The organism is Mammaliicoccus sp. N-M50, assembly GCF_022386995.1.
GTDB classification, from domain to species: Bacteria; Bacillota; Bacilli; order Staphylococcales; family Staphylococcaceae; genus Mammaliicoccus; species Mammaliicoccus sciuri_A.
Genome location: NZ_JAJNJA010000040.1, coordinates 1 through 272 on the forward strand (window position 1 = coordinate 1; position 272 = coordinate 272).

1 protein-coding gene is annotated in these 272 nt (G+C 35.3%); it reads right to left on the reverse strand.

The features are described 5' to 3' along the window. The coding region (locus LQ622_RS14970; RefSeq protein WP_239775476.1) for a hypothetical protein at positions 1–272 on the reverse strand (272 nt) is incomplete at both ends.

Here is a 272-nt window from a genome sequence, read left to right on the forward strand (position 1 = left end):
TATCATCTGTTTCACCATAAACAGTTGCTGAAATATAGTCAGGATTTGCTTCTAATAATGCTTTAGCTGCTGCTGCTCTTTCTTTTTCTGGTAAACTATTAACTTGAGCTTTATATTGTTTGGCACCTTCTTCAGTTAATGAAGACATAACAACTGTATAACCAGCAGCTTCTGGATCTTTACTATTATTATTTGGTCCTGTAGCTGAGTTAGCATAGTCTCCAGCACCTGTTTCAAACCAAACTTGTCCTGAAACTGAATTTTTTGCTTTT